This window comes from Herbaspirillum sp. GW822-FHT03A08 (assembly GCF_058801885.1).
This window is the reverse complement of record NZ_JBXANR010000004.1, coordinates 33,785-54,684: the sequence shown is the minus strand read 5'-3', so window position 1 is coordinate 54,684 and position 20,900 is coordinate 33,785. Positions and strand designations below refer to the sequence as shown.

15 protein-coding genes, 1 tRNA gene and 1 pseudogene are annotated in these 20,900 nt (G+C 58.3%); 14 read left to right on the top strand and 3 right to left on the bottom strand.

Annotation, left to right across the window (positions count from 1 at the left end; genetic code table 11):
• Positions 1–26: 26 nt before the first annotated feature.
• A complete protein-coding gene (gene trxA / locus AC1RN6_RS13420) occupies positions 27–353 on the bottom strand; it encodes a thioredoxin TrxA (RefSeq protein ID WP_493005947.1) in 327 nt (108 codons plus the stop codon).
• A gap of 406 nt (positions 354–759) precedes the next feature.
• On the opposite strand from trxA, the gene AC1RN6_RS13415 reads away from it, so the two are divergent.
• The 8 genes from AC1RN6_RS13415 (at position 760) to dnaG (ending at position 13,815) form a co-directional block, all read left to right on the top strand.
• The gene (locus AC1RN6_RS13415) at positions 760–3,495 is read left to right on the top strand and encodes a PD-(D/E)XK nuclease family protein (protein ID WP_493005946.1); all 2,736 of its coding nucleotides are present in this window, start codon (positions 760–762) and stop codon (positions 3,493–3,495) included.
• The gene (locus AC1RN6_RS13410; RefSeq protein WP_493005945.1) at positions 3,492–6,926 is read left to right on the top strand and encodes a UvrD-helicase domain-containing protein; all 3,435 of its coding nucleotides are present in this window, start codon (positions 3,492–3,494) and stop codon (positions 6,924–6,926) included. The genes AC1RN6_RS13415 and AC1RN6_RS13410 overlap by 4 nt, the downstream gene beginning before the upstream one ends.
• A 220-nt stretch (positions 6,927–7,146) precedes the next feature.
• The gene (locus AC1RN6_RS13405; protein WP_493005944.1) at positions 7,147–8,355 is read left to right on the top strand and encodes a cation:proton antiporter; all 1,209 of its coding nucleotides are present in this window, start codon (positions 7,147–7,149) and stop codon (positions 8,353–8,355) included.
• Complete coding sequence (locus tag AC1RN6_RS13400) at positions 8,352–9,605, top strand: YbdK family carboxylate-amine ligase (RefSeq protein ID WP_493005943.1); 1,254 nt, start codon at positions 8,352–8,354, stop codon at positions 9,603–9,605. The genes AC1RN6_RS13405 and AC1RN6_RS13400 overlap by 4 nt, the downstream gene beginning before the upstream one ends.
• 43 nt (positions 9,606–9,648) lie before the next feature.
• On the top strand, positions 9,649–10,848 hold the full coding sequence (locus tag AC1RN6_RS13395) for a BaiN/RdsA family NAD(P)/FAD-dependent oxidoreductase (RefSeq protein WP_493005942.1): 1,200 nt from the start codon (positions 9,649–9,651) through the stop codon (positions 10,846–10,848).
• A gap of 177 nt (positions 10,849–11,025) precedes the next feature.
• Positions 11,026–11,238 carry a 30S ribosomal protein S21 gene (gene rpsU, locus AC1RN6_RS13390; protein ID WP_005665410.1) on the top strand — a complete coding sequence of 71 codons (213 nt, stop codon included), beginning with the start codon at positions 11,026–11,028 and terminating at the stop codon, positions 11,236–11,238.
• 295 nt (positions 11,239–11,533) lie between these two features.
• Entirely contained in the window at positions 11,534–11,983 is a 450-nt protein-coding gene (locus AC1RN6_RS13385; protein WP_493005941.1) for a GatB/YqeY domain-containing protein, read from the top strand.
• 23 nt (positions 11,984–12,006) lie between these two features.
• Positions 12,007–13,815 (top strand): DNA primase, encoded by a 1,809-nt coding sequence (dnaG, locus tag AC1RN6_RS13380; protein ID WP_493005940.1) that lies wholly within the window; start codon positions 12,007–12,009, stop codon positions 13,813–13,815.
• Positions 13,816–14,123: 308 nt separating this feature from the next.
• Here dnaG and AC1RN6_RS13375 read toward each other — a convergent pair whose 3' ends face one another.
• The gene (locus AC1RN6_RS13375) at positions 14,124–14,594 is read right to left on the bottom strand and encodes a hypothetical protein (RefSeq protein ID WP_493006459.1); all 471 of its coding nucleotides are present in this window, start codon (positions 14,592–14,594) and stop codon (positions 14,124–14,126) included.
• Here AC1RN6_RS13375 and rpoD point away from each other — a divergent pair.
• The 5 genes and pseudogenes from rpoD to AC1RN6_RS13350 all read left to right on the top strand — a co-directional run bounded on the left by rpoD (position 14,509) and on the right by AC1RN6_RS13350 (position 18,844).
• On the top strand, positions 14,509–16,734 hold the full coding sequence (gene rpoD, locus AC1RN6_RS13370; protein ID WP_493005939.1) for an RNA polymerase sigma factor RpoD: 2,226 nt from the start codon (positions 14,509–14,511) through the stop codon (positions 16,732–16,734). The genes AC1RN6_RS13375 and rpoD overlap by 86 nt on opposite strands.
• Before the next feature lie 33 nt (positions 16,735–16,767).
• Positions 16,768–16,846 (top strand) — tRNA-Ile (locus tag AC1RN6_RS13365).
• 126 nt (positions 16,847–16,972) lie between these two features.
• Entirely contained in the window at positions 16,973–18,133 is a 1,161-nt protein-coding gene (locus AC1RN6_RS13360) for a site-specific integrase (protein ID WP_493005938.1), read from the top strand.
• A gap of 170 nt (positions 18,134–18,303) precedes the next feature.
• Positions 18,304–18,408 (top strand): annotated as a pseudogene (locus tag AC1RN6_RS13355) (hypothetical protein); the annotation flags it as partial.
• 181 nt (positions 18,409–18,589) lie between these two features.
• Positions 18,590–18,844, top strand: coding sequence for a hypothetical protein (locus AC1RN6_RS13350; RefSeq protein WP_493005937.1), 255 nt, complete (start codon positions 18,590–18,592; stop codon positions 18,842–18,844).
• A 208-nt stretch (positions 18,845–19,052) separates the two neighbouring features.
• Here AC1RN6_RS13350 and AC1RN6_RS13345 read toward each other — a convergent pair whose 3' ends face one another.
• A complete protein-coding gene (locus tag AC1RN6_RS13345; protein WP_493005936.1) occupies positions 19,053–19,322 on the bottom strand; it encodes a hypothetical protein in 270 nt (89 codons plus the stop codon).
• A gap of 413 nt (positions 19,323–19,735) precedes the next feature.
• Here AC1RN6_RS13345 and AC1RN6_RS13340 point away from each other — a divergent pair, with 413 nt between their 5' ends.
• Entirely contained in the window at positions 19,736–20,698 is a 963-nt protein-coding gene (locus tag AC1RN6_RS13340; protein ID WP_493005935.1) for a replication initiation protein, read from the top strand.
• Positions 20,699–20,900: the final 202 nt, after the last annotated feature.

Here is a 20,900-nt window from a genome sequence, read left to right as displayed (position 1 = left end):
CGAGCGTATCGCCGCCTTGAATCTTCTTAGATGTTGCTGTCGATGAACGAAGTCAGCTGGCCCTTGGCCAAAGCACCGACTTTTTGCGCAGCTGCCGCACCGTTCTTGAACAGGATCAGCGTCGGAATGCCGCGGATGCCGAACTTGGCTGGAACAGCCTGGTTCGAATCGACGTCCAGCTTCACGATCTGCAGCTTGCCGTCGTATTCTTTGGCGACTTCTTCCAGAATCGGCGCAATCGCTTTGCAAGGTCCGCACCATTCAGCCCAGAAGTCCACCAGGACTGGCTTGTCGGATTTCAAAACGTCCGCTTCAAAAGATGCGTCGGAGATATGTTTGATGTTTTCGCTCATGGTATTTCCTCGGTCTGAGGGATATATAAGTAGTCAAATAGCGCCGTGGGAACATACCGCATGCTTGGCGTATGCCATCAACGCTTCCAGAATTGCTCAGTGCTTATCAAGTAATTGCTCAAAGCAGATGGAGTCGTTGCGCCCTAATTCAAGTTATTTTGAAGTGCGGCAGCGGGTAATCGGCGGGGTACGGAGGCAATCATAACCCATTTTTGAAAAAAGTGCGTTTCAGATTGAAAGCCTTGTTGCGCGGGCGTTTGCCTGTGCTGCGGCCCACGCGCCCGCGCATTCGGGCGGTCTCTCGCATACAATGCCGCAAAGGCATGGCCGGGCGATAGTTTTCGGCAATGCTTTTGATAGATATTTATTTTCATTTTGTTGTCCATTTTTCCCAGATTCCCATCGCATGCTTCATTCGCCCTTGCTGATCAGTCCGTCCGTCGATTTCTGGCCGCAAACCGCGGCCGCGCTGCTGGACGCCGATCATGCGCTGGGTCAGGCGGTGCGGGCCGGGTCGCGGGACTTTTCTGGTTGCCAGGTGGTGGTGCCGGCGTTTTCGCATGCAGTGCACTGGCGTGCGGCGCTGGCTCAGGAGCTGGCGAAGATCGCTCCCGGCACGCGCGCGTTCATCCCGCCGCGCATCAACACCATGGCAGGCTGGCTGGCCATGCAGGAGCCCGAACCGGCAACCGCCGACAGCGAGCGGCTGATGCAGCTGTATGCGCAATTGCGCCAGCACGGCTGGCTCAAGAAGATGTTCACCGCGCGCCGCAACACCGATTTGCTGCCGCTGGCGCAGACGCTGCTGTCGCTCTCGGATGAGCTTACACAGGCGCTGCTGCCGGCCATGGAAAAAACGCCAGGCGACGCCGACGAGCGCTGGCAAGCCGCCCTGAATCAATTGTCGCCATCGGCGCGCAGCATGCTTTCGGACGAGGCGCAACTGGTGTGGTCGATCTGGAAGAGCCAGCTCGACGGCAACGACAAGACCGTACGTCGCTACGCCCGCATGCTGGCTCTGGCGCAGCAGCCGCAACACGGTGCGCTGGCGCCGCTGATCTGGATCAGCCCGGTCGCGCCGGAGCCGATGGAGCTGGCCTTCCTTGAAGCCTATGCCGAACGCGCCGACGTACAGCCGGTCGTCATCGACTGGCGTGGACCGGATATTCCCTTGCTCTATCAGACTGCCTGGCCGGAGTTGTGCGAGGCGCCATTGGCCCCGATGCCGGACGATCTGTTCGCGCCGCAGATGGATGCGCCGACCATGGCGCTGTGCCCGGCCGGCAGCCTCGAAGAAGCGTCGCAGCAAAGCGCGCTGATCGTGCTGGACTGGCTGCAGAAAGGTAAAAAAGATATCGCCATCGTCGCGCAAGACCGCGTCAGCGCCCGCCGCCTGCGCGCCTTGCTGGAGCGCGCCGAGGTCTCTGTAGCCGACGAAACCGGCTGGAAGCTCTCCACCACGCGCGCCGCCGCCGCGCTGGCCGCATGGTGCGACGTCGTCACTTCGCGCGGCGAAACCACCGCGTTATTGGATTTGCTGAAGTCGCCGTTCATTTTCGCCGGCATGGCCGACAAGCCCGCGGCCGTGATGCAGATCGAATGGCAATTGCGGCGCCAGAACATCGCCGGCGAATGGCGCAGCATCCTCGCCGTCTTCAACAATGAATCCGCCGCTGCCGATTGTCTCACTGCCGTGGCCCGGCAAGCCGCCGTCTTTGAAGGCCGCAAGAGCCTGTCGGCCTGGAGCGACTGCGCCCAGCAATTGCTCGATGCGCTCGACATGCGCAGCGCTTTCGAAGGCGACACCGCCGGCCAGCAGGCGCTGCAATTGCTGCAGGATCTGGGCGACGACAGTGCGCGCAATGCGGACGGCAGCGAACTGTTTTCTTTCGCCGAATGGCGCGCCTTGCTGAATCTGCAACTCGACGCCGTGACCTTCATGCCGCCGATCACCGATCGCCGCGTGGTCATGTTGCCGCTCAACGGCGCGCGCCTGCGCAACTTCGACGCCGTACTGGTGATCGGCGCCGACGCCGAGCATCTGCCGTCGCAGCCGCAGGAGACCTTGTTCTTCTCCAACGCGGTGCGGCACGAACTCGGCTTGCCGACACGCCTGAGCCGCCAGCATCAGCAATTACGCGATCTCACCGAACTCTTGTGCGCCAACCGCGAAGTGGTCCTGAGCTGGCAGACGCACAAGGATGGCGAACCCAATCCCATGAGCCCGTGGCTGGAACGCATGGAGCTATGCCTGGCAAGAGCCGGCATGGAGCCGATCCGCGTGGTGCGCCATCAACTGCCGTTGCAGCAATTGCAGGCCGAGCCGGCAAGCATGCCGGCGCCGTCGGCGCCGACGCTGCTGCCGCCCAAACTGTCGGCCAGCGGCTACAACACCTTTGTCGCCTGCCCGTATCAATTCTTCGCGTTGCGCATGCTGCGCGTGAACGTCATGGACGAGCTGTCGGACATGCCGGAAAAGCGCGACTACGGCGGCTGGCTGCATGAAATCCTGATGACCTATCACGAGACCGTGCGCGATCAGAAGACGCCGCTGGAGCAACGCGCAGCTTTGCTCACTGCGATCTCCGGCGAGGTATTCGGCAAAGCCATCAGCCAGCATCCGGCTGCGCTCGGCTACGCTGCGCGCTGGCAGAAGGTGATGCCGGCGTATCTGGTCTGGGCCAACGACCGCGAAGGGCTGGGCTGGCATTTCGCCTTCGGTGAAATCGCTTTGCAACACATGCTGGAATGGCCGGGCGGCGGTATCGAATTGCACGGCCGCCTCGACCGCGTCGACGAGAATGCAGAAGGCGAGCGCGCCGTGCTCGACTACAAGACGCGCCCCTTGCCATCGCTGGTCACCAAGCTGAAGGACGCCGAAGATCATCAGTTGCCGTTCTACGGTCTGCTGTCCGGACAAACCATGGCTGCCGCGCACTACGTCGCGCTGGAAACCTTCAAGGATAAAACCGGCGACGTCGCCGCACCTGATTTCGAGCGGCGGCAGCAGGCATTGCAACAGCAGATCAGCACCGTCATGCACGCCGTCACGCAGGGCGCACCGCTGCCCGCCAACGGTATCGAATCGGTTTGCCAGTATTGCGAAGTACGCGGCTTGTGCCGCAAGGGAGTCTGGCAATGAGCGCCATGGAAGATACAAACGATATTGCGCCGACGGTTATGCCTATTTCGGCTTACGAGATTAACGGCCAACCTGCTGACGCAGCGGCCTTCACCGCAGCCGCCTGCGATCCGCGCCATTCGGTCGTAGTGGAAGCCTGCGCCGGCAGCGGCAAGACCTGGCTGCTGGTGGCGCGCATGCTGCGTCTGCTGCTGGCCGGGGCCAAGCCTGCCGAATTGCTGGCGATCACCTTCACCCGCAAAGCCGCGCAGGAAATGCGCGAGCGTCTGATGGAGCTGCTGCATGAGCTGACGCTGGCGCCGGCGGAAAAAGCGCGGGGATTGTTGCTGGAGCGCGGCATCAGCGAAGCTGAACTGCCGCGTGTGATGCCGCAGGCGCGCGCGCTGTATGAGCAGATCTTGTCGGGACAGCAAAGCCTCTCCATCGACACCTTTCACAGCTGGTTTGCGCGCTTGCTGCAAATCGCCCCGCTTGCATCGGGCGTGCCGCACGGCTATTCGCTGACAGAGAAAAACGGCGAGTTGATGAACGAGGCCTATCGCCGCTTCATGCAAGCTGTGCAGAAGCCGCCGCAGAGCGAGATCAAACAAGCTTTGCTGGAGCTGTACGATCTGGCCGGCGACAGCGGCGCCAAACGCTTGCTGGATTCCTTCCTCGACAAGCGCGCCGAATGGTGGGCGGCGACCATGCCGCCGTTGTCTTCCGACGAGATGCCGTTGCAATGGCTGGAGAATTTGTGTGGACCGGACGCGCTGCGCGACGCGCGCCTCGACGTCTGGTCGGATGAAGCGCTGAAGGCGAAGCTGTACGAAATTTCTTCCGTGCTCGGCAAAGGCGCAGTGGCCAATCAGAAGCGCGCCACCATCATCGAAACGCTGGTCACGGGGGAGCCGTCGGCGGAGAATTTCACCGCGCTGGCATCGCAGTTCTACGATGACGCGGAAAAAACGCGCGGCAACAATGCGCGCACCAAAGCCCTGAAGGCGGCGCTGGTCGAACACTACGGTGTCGATGAAGAAGTCGCCGTTTCGTTGTTCGAAGAAACTTTCGAACTGACCGGCAACGCGCTCAAACGGCTGCAACGCCGTAGCGCCGAAGGCATCGTGCTCAAGCTCAATCGCGCCTTGTTCGTCGCCGGCCGTGCGTATCTAGATGCATATCAGGACGTGAAGGCCGAGCAGCGCGTATTCGATTTCGCCGATCTGGAATGGCAGGCCTATCGCCTGCTGACCAACGAAGAGAGCGCCGCCTATCTGCAAAGCCGTCTCGATGCGCGCTACAAGCACATCTTGCTGGATGAATTCCAGGATACCAATCCACTGCAATGGAGCATCGTGCGCTCATGGTTGCGCGCCTATGGCGGCGATGCGGCACAGCCGACGGTATTTGTCGTGGGCGATCCCAAGCAATCGATTTATCGTTTCCGCCGTGCCGAGCCGAGGGTGTTTTCGGCAGCGCGCGACATGTTGCAGCAGCAGGGCGCAGCTGTCTTGCGCGCCAACCAGACGCGCCGCAATGCGACGGTCATCGTCGACGTACTCAATACCAGTTTCACCGGGCGCAATACCTTGTTCGCACCGCAGACGACGCTGGGCATGCCGGGCGGGGGCGTGTGGAAGCTGCCGCTGGTGCAGGCGCCGGAGGCAGAGGGGGCCGAGACCGTCGCCGAAGTTGAAACTGCTGCTGAAGCGCAAACACCCATGCGCAATCCGCTGACCACGCCGCGCGAAGAAGAGGATGACGCTCGCCGCCGCGACGAAGGCAAGCTGATCGCCCAGGCGATCTTGCAGGCGCGCAGCCGCATTACCGTCAAAGGCGAGGATGGCGAACGCGCGCTCAAGTGGGGCGATGTGATGCTGCTGGTGAAAAAACGCCGCCATCTGATCGCTTACGAAAGCGCCTTGCGCGACGCCGGCATTCCTTTTGTTTCCGACAAGCGCGGCGGTCTGCTCGACTCGCTGGAAATCGCCGACCTGATTGCGCTGCTGACCTTCCTGATTACGCCCAACGACACGCGCGCACTCACGCATGTACTCAAAAGTCCCATCATCGGCGCGTCCGATAACGATCTGATCGCATTGGCGCAACGTGAAGAGGGTGACTGGTGGCACCGCGTCCGCGCGCAGCAGCAAACGGGCAACGCTTCGCCTGCCGTCGGCCGTGCAGTGCAGTTGTTATCGCAATGGCTGGAAGCCGCGCCGCATTATCCAGTGCACGATTTGCTCGACATGATTCTGCATCAGGGCCAACTGGTGGCGCGCTATGCGCAATCGGTGGCGCCTGCCATGCGTACGCAGGCATTGGGCAACATCGAAGCCTTCGTCGAGCTGGCGCTTAATCTGGATGCCGGCCGTTACCCCAGCCTGCCGAAATTCATCGACGCCTTGCGCGTGCTGCAGCGTCATGCCGAGAGCGATGCGCCGGACGAGGCCAGCATCGATGCTGCCGCCGACGCCGTGCGCATTCTCACCGTGCACAGCGCCAAGGGGCTGGAGGCGCCGGTGGTCGTGATGCTTGATACTAATCACAGCGATCCTGCCAACGACAACGTCGGCATCCTGTGCGACTGGCCGCAGGATGAAGACGCGCCGACACATTTCTCCGCCTTCGGACGCAAGAACGAACGCGGGCTGGCGCGCGACCGCTGGTTCGATTCCGAAGAAGGATTCAAGCAGCAGGAGGACTGGAACCTGCTCTACGTCGCCATCACGCGGGCCAAGCAGTTGCTGATCGTCAGCGGTGTGGCGAGCACGCGTGGCGCATTGGAAGGCGGTGTGCAGGAGGGCAGCTGGTATCACCGTCTGTTCGACCGCACCGGCGACGTTGCGGGGATGGAAGAAATCCATCCGCAGGCGCAGCGCAACGACGAGCTCGCCGCAACTGAGCAAACGTTTTCATTGGCATTGTTTGATCCGTTGTCGCAACCGGTATCGCAACCGATGTCGCAACCGATGTCGATTACACCGGCGACGGAGAATTACAGCAACGATGCCATCGAAGAAGGCGTCGCTTTGCATGCCTTGCTGGAGCGCATGACGCACGCGCGCACATGGCCGCCGGTATTGCCGGACGATGCGGTGATCGCACGCTGGCTGCCGTGTCCGCGTCCGCTGGCGACGACGATACGTGCACAGGCGGCCACCATGCTGGCGCAACCGGCGCTGGAGCGGTTCTTCAATCCCGCCTTGTATCGCCATGCGCGCAATGAAATGGACATCGTGACCGGCGACGGCGTATTGCGTTGCGACCGCGTGGTCGTGTTCGACGATGAAGTCTGGATTCTCGACTACAAGCGCAATCTGCTCGACAGCGAACGCGTTGCTTATGCAGCGCAGCTTGCACGCTATCGCGACGCGGCATTGTCAGTGTTTTCTGACAAGCGAATCAGGTCTGCACTGATAACCTCGGACGGGCAATTTTGGGAACAATGATGGCGCTTTCACCATTCAAAACATGACGATCACAAGATAGGAAAAAATTTCGTTTAATATAAAACTGGTTTATCCTCGGGTTAGCTCTCGGGATACTTTTCGATAAGCGTCACTTCATATTCATCATCATTGCATCAGCAGATCAGCGTCGGGCAGGGGATATCCCGGAACAACCGACGCCGCCGGATGCACGTCAAATCTAAAATTGTCAGGAGGAGCTATGCAGTGGACTCTTCCGTCTTTCGCCCTTGCGCAACCGGTTCAATGGAACGCGTTGCTGCTGTTCGGTAGCTTGTTGCTATTCGGGTTGATAGCCGGTCATATCGTGTCGAAGTCGCCATGGGTGCCGCGTATCACGGGTTATCTGATCGTCGGTTTCATTCTCGGCGGCGGCGGTCTGAACTGGTTGTCGGGCGATGTACTGAGCGTTACCAATATCTTTGCCGACATCGCTGTCGCGCTGGTGGTGTATCAACTCGGGCGTTATGTCGATATCGGCTGGCTCAGGCGCGAGAAGTGGCTGCTCGCCACGGTGGCGACCTCCGCCGTGCTGTGTTTTGTATTCGTCAGTCTGGCTTTGTCGTGGTTCGGCACCTCGCAGGTGCTGGCGTTGCTCGGCGGCGTGTGGGCGATTGCCACGGCGCCGGCGGTGGTGCTGGTGGTGCTGCGTGATCTGAAGGCCGAAGGCCAGGTGACGCGCCGCTTGGCGACGATGACGGCGCTGAACAATTTCGTCGCGATCCTTGCCGCGTACGCCTTGCTGCCGGTGATTGCGCATGAGTCCGGCACGCCGGTGCTGACGCTGGTTGAGCATACGGCGTATTCGCTGATCGGTTCTTTCGTCTTGGCGTATCTGACCTACTGGCTGATGATGCCGCTGGCGCGTTTGCTGGGACGTCAGGGCAGCCGCCAGTTCGTGCTGGTGATTTCGGTCATCGCACTGGCCATCGGCGTGGCGCATGCCTTGCATCTGCCGGTGATGCTGACGATGCTGATCTTCGCGATTCTGTCGAAGAATCTTGATCGCCAGTACGACCTGATGGAGCTGGAGTTCGGCGTTGCCAACGAATTGTTCGTGGTGATGCTGTTTGTGACAGTGGGCGCCTCGATGCGTCTGGCGGATCTGACAATGGTCGGCTGGTCGGTGCTGATCCTGATCGCGGCGCGTTTCGTGGCCATGGGTTGCGGTGTATTCGTGTTTGCCCGCTTTGCGCGCATGAACTGGAAGCAGGCGGGATTGCTCACGCTCGGCACCTTGCCGATGACCGAAGCAGGGCTGGGCCTGATGCAGACGATTTCCAATCTGTATCCGCATACGACGGCCGATGTCGTGCCGCTGCTGGCGGGATGTCTGATCGTTCTCGAATTGTTTGGCCCGGTGGCGACGCAATTCGCCTTAATCAAATCTGGTGAAAGTGGACGCGAATGACAACTACACTTATCCAAGAAGACGCACTGACTGCGGACAAGGCTGACAAGCCGGACAATGCCGCCAGTCCGCACCTGACGCCGCACGCAACCAGCAGTGCAGGCATCCTGCCGTTCACCTCGTCGACGCCTTTCACAATGGGTATCGAGCTGGAACTGCAACTGGTCAATCGCCGCAATTACAACCTCGCCAGCGATGCGGTCGATCTGCTGACCTGGATTGCGCCGCGCGATCTGCAAAAACAGATCAAGCTAGAAATGACGCAAGGGATGATCGAGCTCAACTCCGGCATCCACACGCGCGTCGATGATCTGATCGAAGAACTCAAGGGCTTGCGCGCCGCATTGAATCGCGGTGCGCAGCATCTCAACATCGACGTTTCTGGCGGCGGTGCGCATCCCTTCCAGCATTGGAATGAGCAGCGCATCACTCCGAGCGAGCGCTTCTTTCATCTGCATGAAAAATACGGTTACCTGGCGAAAACTTTCACGGTGTTCGGCCAGCATATCCACATCGGCGTGCCCAATGGCGACGACGCGTTGTACCTGACGCATGCATTTTCGCGTTTCGTGCCACACTTCATCGCACTGTCGGCGGCGTCGCCGTTCTATCAGGGGGCGGACACCAAGTTCGACTCCTCGCGCAGCAACGTGGTGCGCGCTTTTCCGCTGTCGGGTACGGCGCCGGTGCAGACCAGGTGGAGCGAGTTCGAAACCTATTACGACGAACTGCTGCAAATGGGCATCATCGGCAGCATGAAGGATTTTTACTGGGACATTCGTCCGAAGCCCGAATACGGCACCGTCGAAATCCGCGTCTGCGACACGCCGCTGACCATCGAGCATGCAGCGCATCTGGGTGCCTATGCGCAACTGCTGGCGCGCTGGATCCTGACCGAACGGCCGTTCGAGATGCGCGACGATTTCTACCTGCTGTATCAGTACAATCGTTTCGAAGCCAGCCGCTTCGGTCTGAACGGCATGCTGGCTTTGCATGGCGATACGCCGGCGACTTCGAGTAAACTGCCGATCTTCGAGCATTTGTTGCTGCAATTGCAGTTGTTGCAGCCGTACGTGCAAAACGAAGTCGAACTGATCACCCTGAAGCGCCTGCGCCATATGGCGCACAACCGGCTCAGCGATGCCGGCTGGCTGCGCCAGGCATTTGCCCAGCGCGGCTCGCTCAACGATATGATGCGCATGTCGTCCGAGCTGTGGATGGATCAGTCGCCGCCTTCTTACTTCCAATAATGCCGTTTGCTTTCGCCAGTAAAGCAAGTTGGCGAAAGCAAACATGACAACACCATTCGATGTAGCAGTAATCGGCGCCGGCGCCGCAGGCATGATGTGCGCGGCCGTCGCCGGTCAGCGCGGCAAGTCGGTCGTGCTGATCGACCATTCCGCTAAGCTGGCCGAGAAGATCCGCATCTCCGGCGGCGGCCGCTGCAATTTCACCAACATCGGTGCGACGCCGCAGAACTTCCTCTCGCAAAATCCGCATTTCTGCAAAAGCGCCTTGTCGCGCTACACGCCGCAGGATTTCCTCGCGCTGGTCAAACGCTACCGCATTGGTTTCCATGAGAAGCACAAGGGCCAGCTGTTTTGCGACGACACCTCGGAAGACATCATCGAAATGCTCAAGGCCGAGTGCGATCTCGGTCATGTCGAATGGCGCATGCCTTGCGGCGTGGCGTCGGTCGGCAAGGACGGGGAGCTGTTCCGCCTGGAAACGGACAGCGGCGAAATTCTGGCACGTCACGTCGTCATCGCCACCGGCGGCTTGTCGATCCCGAAGATCGGCGCCACCGACTTCGCTTACCGTATCGCCAGGCAATTCGACCTCAAGCTGGTCGAGCCGCATCCCGGCCTGGTGCCGCTGACCTTCGACGGCGCCGGCTGGCAGCCGTTTGTCGACCTGGCAGGCATCGCGCTGGAAGTCGAGGTCGAAACCGGCGTCAAGAAAGAGCGCGGCTATTTCCTCGAAGACTTGTTGTTTACCCATCGCGGCTTGTCCGGCCCGGCGATCCTGCAGATTTCCAGCTTCTGGCAGCCGGGCGCGTCGCTCACGCTGAATCTGCTGCCCCAGATCGACGTTGCAGAGACTTTCATCGAAGGCAAGACCACGCTCAAGAAGAACCTCGGCAACCTGCTGGCGCAATGGCTGCCGGCGCGTCTGGCGGACGGCTTGCTCAAGGCCAACGGTTTCGACGGTGCGGCGCGCATTGCCGACATGCCTGATAAAGAACTGCGCAAGCTGGGTGAGGCGCTCAATCGCTGGACCATCAAGCCGAACGGCTCGGAAGGCTACCGCAAGGCCGAAGTCACCATGGGCGGCGTCGACACGCGCGAGCTGTCGCAGCAAAGCATGATGGCCACCAAGGTGCCGGGTCTGCACTTTATCGGTGAGGCGGTCGACGTCACCGGCTGGCTGGGCGGCTACAACTTCCAGTGGGCCTGGGCTTCCGGCGTGGCGGCGGGGCAGTCTATTGAATAGTGGGGGGGCGTGTATGTCGGGGTGTATGTTTCCGGCACGCATCCCATATCCTTGATTTATTTAGGTTTTTTGCGGGCTGGTTGGAAAAAAGCCACGCATTAGCTTCCATTTGGTGTCGCGGTCTGCTAAAATCGCGTTCTTTCCGTATCTAACCTAACCTCTTTGGTTTGAATCTACATGACCACTATTCGTCTTAAAGAAAACGAGCCGTTCGAAGTCGCCATGCGCCGCTTCAAGCGCACTATTGAAAAAACCGGCCTGTTGACCGAGTTGCGCGCGCGCGAGTTTTACGAAAAGCCGACAGCAGAACGCAAGCGCAAGCTGGCAGCTGCAGTGAAGCGTCATTACAAGCGCATCCGCAGCCAACAACTGCCTAAGAAGCTGTACTAAGACATTCCCGTCGCGCCGCCTCGGTGTGCGCGACCACGTTAAACCCGCTCTGGTCCGACCACAGCGGGTTTTCGCATTTCGCAAGGCCTTGTAAAGCTACTGCGCGAACCGGCATTCGGCCTGCGGTGCTCATCGTACCTGAGTACGATTGCGCTCCTCGATCCACATGTCGGTCCTGCTCGCTACGCTTATCGACGGCCTACGTGGCCTCATATAAGTCCTTTGCGACGCACTTCGGCGGCTGGGACGTGAGGCTTGTGCTAGTCTGAATAAATCGCTATCTCTGGAGAATGCAATGGGTCTGAAAGAGCAAATCACCGAAGACATGAAGGCCGCGATGCGCGCCAAGGAAACGGCCAGGCTGGGTACGATCCGTCTGATTACGGCTGCGATGAAGCAAAAAGAAGTCGACGAGCGCGTTGAGCTCGACGACACGATGGTGTTGGCGATCATCGACAAGATGGTCAAGCAGCGCAAGGATTCCATCAGCCAGTTTGAAGCCGGCGGTCGCCAGGATTTGGCCGATATCGAAAAGGCTGAGCTGGCCATTCTGGTCACTTACATGCCTGCCGGCCTGTCCGACGACGAAATCAAGGCTGAAGTACAGGCCGCCGTTGCCGCTACCGGTGCTGCCGGTCCGCAGGATATGGGCAAGGTCATGGGGGTTCTCAAGCCTAAGCTGGCCGGGCGTGCCGACATGACTGCCGTCTCCGCACTGGTCAAGGCTGCCTTGACCGCTGCCTGATCTTGTCAGGACGCTAATTCTCTGTGATTCCACAGTCGTTCATTCAGGATTTGCTCAACCGCGTCGATATAGTCGATGTGGTTGGCAAGTACGTACAGCTCAAAAAGGGCGGCGCCAACTTCATGGGCCTGTGCCCGTTCCATAACGAAAAATCGCCGAGTTTTACGGTCAGTCCGACCAAGCAGTTTTATCACTGCTTCGGCTGCGGCGCACATGGAACGGCCATCAGTTTCCTGATCGAATATTCCGGCCTGGGCTTTGTCGAGGCGGTCAAAGACCTCGCGCAGGGCGTGGGCATGGTGGTGCCGGACAATGACGACCGCATCCCGCCGCAGCAGCGCGCCGAGCAGCAGGCCAAGAGCATGGCCTTGTCGGATGCGATGTCGGCGGCCTGCGATTTTTATCGCCAGCAGCTGCGGACGGCGCCGAATGCGGTCGAGTATCTGAAAGGCCGCGGACTGACCGGCGAAATCGCCGCCAAGTTCGGTCTGGGCTACTCGCCCGACGAATGGGACAGTCTGCGCAAGGTGTTCCCTGATTATGAAGTGCCGGCGCTGGTCGAAGCCGGTCTGGTGATCGACAAAAGTGAAGAAGAGGGTGCCCAGCGCATGGGGCGCAAGCGCTATGACCGCTTCCGTCATCGCGTCATGTTTCCGATCCGCAATACCAAGGGTCAGGTGATCGGCTTTGGCGGCCGCGTCATGGACGGCGGCGAGCCAAAGTACTTGAACTCTCCGGAAACGCCGCTATTTCAGAAGGGTAGCGAGCTGTACGGCCTCTTCGAAGCGCGCCAGGCGATCCGCGAAGCGGGTTATGTGCTGGTGACCGAAGGCTATATGGATGTGGTGGCGCTGGCGCAGCTGGGTTTCCCGCAGGCGGTGGCGACGCTGGGAACGGCGTGTACGCCGATCCACGTGCAAAAGCTGTTGCGCCAGACCGATGAGGTGGTGTTCAGCTTCGACGGCGACTCGGCCGGCCGGCGCGCTGCGCGGCGTGCGCTGGATGCCTGTCTGGTGCACGCATCGGACAACAAGATCATCAAGTTCCTGTTCCTGCCGACCGAGCACGATCCGGACAGCTATGTGCGCGAAATGGGCGCAGACGCGTTTGAGCAGCAGATTAAAGAAGCCATGCCGCTGTCGCAGTTCCTGATCAAGGAAGTGGTCGGCGACAATGACATGACTACGCCGGAAGGCCGCGCACGCGCGCAGTTTGATGCCAAGCCGATGCTGCAGGCTCTGCCGCCGTCGTCCTTGCGCTTGCAAATTGTGCGCAGCCTGGCGCAGGTCACGCAGACCTCACCGGCTGAAATAGAAGCCTTGTTCGAACTGGCCAAGCCGGTGGTGCAAACGACTGCACGCCGCGCGCCGCCGCCGAAGAGCAAGCGCATGGCCCCGGTAGGGCTGGAGCGTCAGATCATCCGCCTGCTGGTGGCGCATCCCGCCCTGGCGGCGGATCTGGACGACGGTGCGATGCAGGCTATCGGCCGCCTGGCGCCGGATCGGGCGGACATGTTGTCGCGTCTGGTCGAGGCTTGCCAGAGCATGGGCGAGCAAGCCAATTTCGCCACGCTGGTCGAGCTGCTGCGCGACGCCGGGCCGGATTTTGAAAGCCTGATCGCCGAAATCGCGGCCGAAACCGAGTCCGAATTCGATGTCGTCCGGCAAGAAATGGCCGGCGCTGTCCGCCAAACCAAGATGCGCGGCGTTGAGGATGAAATGGAACAATTGGCAAGCAGCGGACTCAGGGACGACACCGCACGCAGCCGTTATCGCGAATTGATGCAGCAAAAAGAGCATCTGAAGCGTCTGAGCGGTGCTGAATTCAGTTGAAAATGAGACTGGGTCTGTCCTGCAAAATACTGGATGTTGTGTAGGATTGGCTTGATCTTGGGGGAAAACACCCTATATATGGTATAATCTAGGGCTTTAGTTCCGCGGCGAAACATACTCCGTGATGCGGAAAAGATTCAATGAACCATCGGTCCATAGGGCGATTTACAGCACATAAGCTATCGCATGGACACAGCAGAAAGCAGGGGACGAAAGATTTAGGAACGTTGCGCGGGCAGTTCGTGTCTACCGAATATCGGATACGGGGTGCATGAAGTACATGGTTTGATTGGCGCAATGAGTTTGACTCACTTGGCAGTTGATTCTATGGCAAATGCAATGAAGAAAACCGCAAAAACTCCGACACCTTCCGCAAAAAGCACCAAACCGGCCACCAAGCCGGCAAGCAAATCGACCCCTTCGGCATCTGTAATACGATCGGTCCCAAAGAAAGCAGCTGTTGCCAAGCCCTCCGGCAAAGTAGCAGCAACGGCAGTAAAGGCGGTAACGTCGCCAGCGAAAGCTGCACCGGCAGCGGCGGCGAAAAAATCCAGTGCCAAAACTGCTCCCAAAGCGGTTCGCGCTGCAGCGCCAGTGGTAGCCAAACCGGCAGCCAAAGCGACTGCGACGCCAACGAAGAAGAACTTATCTGAAGCCAACGTAAAGACGGCTTCTGTGCAATCGAAAGCTTCTGTGACAACCAAGAAACCTGAACCGAAAACCGCTAAGCCTGCCGCCAAAGCAGCAGCCAAGAGCGAAGCCAAAGACGTCAGCGTCATGATCGCGCCTGGCGTAAGCCAAACGACTGATGCCGCTGCACTGGCAGCCATTGACACGTCCGGCTACATTTTGCCGTCCGTCAAGGTGCCTGGCCGCCGTGGCCGCAAGCCGAAGGAATTCCAGCCTGAGAACGACGAAATCGCCGCGCTGAACGCGGTTGAGCGCGCCGAACTCAAGGCCGTCGACAAAGCCAAAGCCAAGGACCGCAAGGCCAAGGAAAAGGCGCTGCTGAAAGACGCGTTCTCGTCCGACACAGAAGCAACCGAAGAAGAACTCGAACGCCGCCGTCAAAAGCTCAAGACCCTGATCAAACAAGGTAAAGAGCGCGGCTACCTGACCTTCTCCGAAATCAACGATCACCTGCCGGAAAACATCGTCGATCCGGAAGCAATCGAAGGCATCATTGGCACCTTCAATGACATGGGCATCTCCGTGTACGAACACGCGCCCGATGCTGAAACATTGCTGCTGTCCGACAACGTCGCCAACGTTGCCAGCGACGATGACGCCGAAGCCGCTGCCGAAGCAGCGCTGTCGACTGTCGACTCCGATTTCGGCCGTACTACCGACCCAGTCCGTATGTACATGCGTGAAATGGGCTCGGTCGAACTGCTGACCCGCGAAGGCGAAATCGAAATCGCCAAGCGTATCGAAGACGGCTTGAAGGACATGATCCAGGCGATCTCGGCTTGCCCGACCACCATCGCTGAAATCCTGGCCGCTGCCGACAAGATCAAGAACGAAGAAATCAAAGTTGACGAAATCGTCGACGGCCTCGTTGACATGAGCGAAGGCGAAGTTGTTGTCGCCGCCGCTGCCTCCGATGAAGAGGAAGAAGACGAGGACGAAGAAGACGAAGAAGAAGAGGAAGAAGAAGGCGAAAGCAGCGGTTCCGGTGCAGCCGGTTTCTCTGCTGAGCAGTTGGAACAGCTGAAGCGCGACGCGCTCGGCAAGTTCGCGACCATCTCCACCCAATTCGACAACATGCGCAAAGCCTTCGAAAAAGAAGGCTACAACTCGAAGCCGTACGTCAAGGCGCAGGAAATCATTTCCAACGAGTTGCTGGGCATCCGCTTCACCGCCAAAGTCGTTGAAAAGCTGTGCGACACATTGCGTGCACAAGTTGACCAGGTCCGTCAGATCGAACGTCAGATCCTCGACGTCGCCGTCAACAAGTGCAACATGCCGCGCACGCACTTCATCAAGGTTTTCCCTGGCAACGAAATCAACCTGGACTGGGTTGATGGCGAAGTCAGCGCCAACCACGACTACAGCGCCGTGCTGAGCCGTAACGTGCCTGCGATTAAAGAACTGCAACAAAAGCTGATCGACCTGCAAGCGCGCGTCGTGTTGCCGCTGCCAGACCTGCGTGGCATCAACAAGAAGATGGGCGCCGGCGAGAAGAAGGCCCGCATGGCCAAGCGTGAAATGACCGAGGCCAACCTGCGTCTCGTGATTTCGATCGCCAAGAAGTACACCAATCGCGGCCTGCAATTCCTCGATCTGATCCAGGAAGGCAACATCGGCCTGATGAAGGCAGTGGACAAGTTCGAATACCGTCGCGGCTACAAGTTCTCGACCTATGCGACATGGTGGATTCGCCAGGCAATCACGCGCTCGATCGCCGACCAGGCGCGCACCATCCGTATTCCGGTGCACATGATCGAAACCATCAACAAGATGAACCGCATCTCGCGTCAGATCCTGCAAGAAACCGGTGCAGAACCTGATCCGGCGACGCTGGCCATCAAGATGGAAATGCCGGAAGACAAGATCCGCAAGATCATGAAGATCGCCAAAGAACCGATCTCCATGGAAACGCCGATCGGCGACGACGACGATTCGCATCTGGGCGACTTCATCGAAGACAACAACACACTGGCCCCGGCCGATGCAGCGTTGCATGCTTCGATGCGCGGCGTGGTCAAGGACATCCTCGACTCCCTGACACCACGCGAAGCCAAAGTGCTGCGCATGCGTTTCGGTATAGAAATGTCAACCGACCACACGCTGGAAGAAGTCGGCAAGCAATTCGACGTCACCCGCGAGCGTATCCGTCAAATAGAAGCAAAAGCGCTGCGCAAGCTGCGCCATCCGTCACGCTCCGACAAGCTCAAGAGCTTCCTGGAAGGTAACTAAGTCAGATCGGGATTCACATCCCGATTAGACTCAGGCCCCCTAGCTCATGCTTGGTTAGAGCAGCGGACTCATAATCCGTTGGTGCCGTGTTCGACTCACGGGGGGGCCACCATATAAAACAAGGACTTAGCTCACCTTATTGGTGGGCTAAGTCCTTTTTAGCTATTTATTGCTGCAAATCTGCTGCACCGCCCCGGTCATGGGGTGCCGCAACGCTATACTTCATTTTGGAGATAGTATGGCATCCGTTAGCAACCGTGGTCCGCATCAGTGGCAAGTAATCGTCCGCCGCAAAGGCTACCCCTCTCAAACCGAAACCTTTCGCACTAAAGCCCAAGCCGAATCTTGGGGGCGGCAAATTGAGGCGCAGATGGACGTGGGAACGTTTCGTGACCGGCGAGCTCTAGCCGGCATCACTCTTGGCAATGCTCTGGAAAAGTATTTGGAGTCTGTTACTCCGACGAAGAGAGCCCCAACAGCCGAGCGCAACCGAATTAAACAGCTTCTGCGCCACCCATTGGCCCAGCGGCTCATGGTCAGCCTGCAAGCCAAGGACTTTGCAAGCTACCGAGACCAACGTCTGAAGCAGGTCGGTAACAATACTGTGCGGCTGGAACTTGCCTTGCTCTCACATCTGTATTCCCATGCCGAAAACGAATGGAGTTGGCCGTTGACGCATGCGCTGAAGGCCGTGTCAAAGCCCAAGCCTGGTGATGGCCGCGAACGCCGCCTTGAAGGCGATGAAGAGCAGCGCCTGCGGACAGCGATTCATCGCCCAAGGGCATGCGCCGCTATTTGGCTGGAAGCCTGCGTTGACCTCGCCCTGGAGACCGGCATGCGCATCGGCGAAATTTTGAGCCTCAAATGGAGCCAAGTTGACCTCGAAAAGTGCTGTGTGCGGCTTGAGAAAACCAAGAACGGCAGCCGCCGCACAGTTGGTCTGACGCATAAGGCGGAGAGCGTGCTCCAGACGCTTCCCCGTGTCGGGCCACTTGTTATCAACAGTTTCTATGACACTGCTGGGCTGGACACCGCATTTGCCAGAACATGCAAAGCGGCGGGCATCGAGGGCTTGCGTTTTCATGACCTGCGCCATGAAGCGGCATCGCGATTTGCGCCCGCTATGCAAGCACACGAGCTTGCGAAACTCATGGGCTGGAAGACGCTCCAGATGGCGATGCGTTATTACAACCCAAAGGATGCTGACATAGTCGAAATAGTTCGTCGCCTGGCGGCCAAATCCACGTTGGCGAACAGTGTTCCCACTCAGTTGCCGCCAGCTGCAGGGCATGCAACCGTCTCTAACTTTGCGCCAACAGGAGCTATCACGACGATGTCCTTCATGGTTAAGCAAAGCACACCCGTATCCGCCCAGCCGCCTGCGGGACGAACGGCCTGATGGTTACTGCGCTGGCACCCGCGCTGCACTGGTGGGTGCAAGCGCAATTCGGAGCAAAAATACCTGTAGATACCGCGAACTTCCACTAATTACGATTATTTGCGCTTCATTACCCGTTTCTTCCTATACTTAGAGCAGTCACGTGACTGCATGACACAGGAACGAGACAAATGCTTCCCCTTCTTTCCCCCAAAGACCTGGCCGCAATGCTGGGCATCGCTGAGCAGACCATCTACAACCGCCACTCCGGCGGTGGCGACCTTCCTCCTTGTTTGAAGCTGGGCCGACTCTTGCGGTTTCGACGCGAGGACGTTGACACATGGTTACAGCAGAAACTGTCGCCGTCGGTTTCAGCACCGACAACAATCGCTGTAGAGCCGCCGCGCCGACGCGGGAGGCCAACCATCGCTGAACAGCTCACGGCAACCCGCCGCTCACATTAAGTACCCGAGTCAAATGAGCAAGAATCATCCCTACGACCCCATCGAATTCGCAGAGCGGGTGGAAGCGACCGGTAACTATGTCTCCAGTGACCGGCAAGTGTTGAACTGGCGCGGAATGCACTGGCAAACACTCCCTGAAGACGTACCGAAAAGCCACGCGCTTCAATGGTTGCGTCGTTCCACCACCTGGCCAGCATCGGCAGCTAATGCAAGTGCATCCTACGATACGGCTCTGCTGTATTTGCCGAAATTGAAAGTACCAGATTAGTCAAAAAACAGGAAAAATTAGAGGGGCATGCGACATGTCTGTTTCGAATGTGCCGTGGAAAACCCAAAGCAATTGCTCTGGGTTTTTTATGCATGCGCTTCAATCACCGACTCGTCATGCTGACTTACTTTTTAAATTTGTCGTCAGATTTGATGAACCAACGTTCAAATGCGTTGCTATAGAAGAGTGCTCTTAGCTACGCTACATATCATTTTGATAATGGCGACCCATAGGGACCTTTAGCCCGACACATCTCAATCCATTGCATTAGTTCGTCGTATTGGGAGTTATCCAAACGGTCTCCGACATCGATAAGCAGGCTAGCAAACGAAGCCAGCATAAGTTCCGTCGTCGAACCCACGCCTTCGCGGCCATCCATTCCAGGACTGCCAGAGTCCGTGAGAACGCGGCGGCCAAAGCGGTTGATAAAGTCAGCTGGGGTAACAGCTCCTGCAGTATGTTCCATGTGATTGGTCATAGTTTAAATTCGGTGTAGTTGTAGAAATTTACTGAAAAAATCATCAGGTTATTGAGTATAGGAAGGGGCTCCCCCTCATAAAAGACTCAACAGCCTTCCGTGTGTAGTTCAGATTTTCACCACACTTAAAAAATCGCCACTGACTACAAGTGCATTTACCTCTAAGGATTTTTTTCGATGAGCTTAATTCCTGAGATTTGAAGAGAGCCTGCCGGCATGAGCCTCGAAATGACGTATACCTAATGTCACCTCGACAGCCGTGCCCGATGCCTGGCTGCCGAAAATCCCTTTCTCTATGTAAGAAGAGATGGTGTCGACAGCTTCGCTGGACGCGTCATTCACGTCTTAGCGCTATTTCATAACCCGCCGCGATGGCGGAGGAAATATGCGGGAAATAGAGGACATTAAATAGATTGTCATCGCGGCACACCCATAGGTGTGCCTTGTCCTCCCTCGCCCTTCGTCAACTTATTGAAGAATATGCGCCCCGCAAACCGTGGTGCGGCCTCCAAAAAGACTTCGCAGAAGTCCGACCTCTTTCCACCGCGCTATCTCGGCCATATATGCAAATGAGCAATCCAGCAATGGCCTGCTGGCTAATTTTTGATATAGACAGGCGAGAAGCTGCAAGCGCTTGGGAAGATGCCTACCTACCCCCGCCTACCTATGTCGCTGTTAATTCCAGTAATGGACATGCACATATCGGCTACGCCCTTGCCTCACCTGTTTGCATGACAGACGCCGGTCGCTCCCATCCACAGCGCTACTTGGCGGCGATTGAACGTGCCTACATCCGACGTTTGAAGGCAGACGTCGCTTTTAACGGACCTCTCGCAAAAAATCCTCTGAACGACAAGTGGAGACTCTGGGAGCCTGCCAACTGCCCTGCATACGAACTAGGACTCTTGGCTGAATATGTCGATTTGCCGAAACGGGAACCGCCTCGCCCAAAACGGGATGGATACAGCCGTAACTGCGACCTCTTCGAGACATTGATGTTTTGGGCAGTCCGAGCTATTCGTAACTACTGGGATGCGAGAAACTCAGACCTGTGGCGTGAAGACTGTATTCAAAAGGCGGTGGACTTGAATGTATTCCAAATACCTTTGGGCGTGAATGAGGCCATAGGAATAGGGCGGAGCGTAGCCAAGTGGACATGGCGGAATACGACCCCGTCAGGCTTCCACGACTCCCAAGCAAGGGTGGGGCGTCGTGGCGGTGTGGCGTCAGGCAAGTCACGACGCGCAGCATCCGAGCTGCAACGAGCCATGGCTTCTGAGTTGGCTCAGCAAGGCTTGTCGATGCGTGCAATCGCTACAGAGCTAGGCGTATCACATCCGACCGTCAGTTCTTGGTTGCGGGAAGGTGGTAAGTGAAGCCTTAACAGGTAGCAGCCGCCAAGGAGCGGCCAACGAAATCGCCACGCGTGAGAAATTCCGTAAATCCATCGTGAACCAAACAGCCCCTCAAGTGGATAGTCAGCACCGTAGCCGAAGTGGCAGGCAAGCCGGTTATCTTCCTTTTGGGACTCTGCCATAGGTGCCGACGAGAAGTTCGTGCGGTGCATTCTAGCTAGCT